The sequence below is a fragment of the Tessaracoccus sp. OH4464_COT-324 genome (assembly GCF_003932855.1).
In the GTDB taxonomy this organism is placed as follows: Bacteria; Actinomycetota; Actinomycetes; order Propionibacteriales; family Propionibacteriaceae; genus Arachnia.
Genome location: NZ_RQYZ01000114.1, coordinates 1 through 413 on the forward strand (window position 1 = coordinate 1; position 413 = coordinate 413).

A 413-nucleotide genomic window follows, 5' to 3' on the forward strand; every position below is an offset into this window, starting at 1 on the left:
AAACCGGGGCCGGAGATAAACTCAACGCGTAACGACGAAACACCGACGTGAACAACTGTCCCAACGTCTGCCCCGGACGCAACTTGTCAAACCACACCGGGCTGATCCGCACCTTCACCAACCGATGATCCACACCAAACCAAGCCCGCACCAAACCCCCACCACCCGACGCGCCCCCAGCAGCAAAACCACCATCCACCCCAGCCGACACCACCGAAGACACCCGCCCAGACAACCCCACCGAAACCCCCCGCACCCGCTGCCAACCATCAACCACGGACGCCAAACCCGCGGCAGGATCAGAACCCCCCAACGCCTCAACCGCGGCCGCCAACTCAGCTCGTAAAGCAGCCTCCGCCCGCTGATCCCCATCCGACCACACAGGCGCCGCCGGCACACCAACCACACCATCA

The 413-nt window shown here is 63.9% G+C and carries 1 protein-coding gene; it reads right to left on the minus strand.

All coding sequences use genetic code 11. The features are described from left to right. Nucleotides 1-413 (minus strand): hypothetical protein (locus EII42_RS13170; RefSeq protein ID WP_199729893.1); only part of this gene is annotated, 413 nt, incomplete at both ends.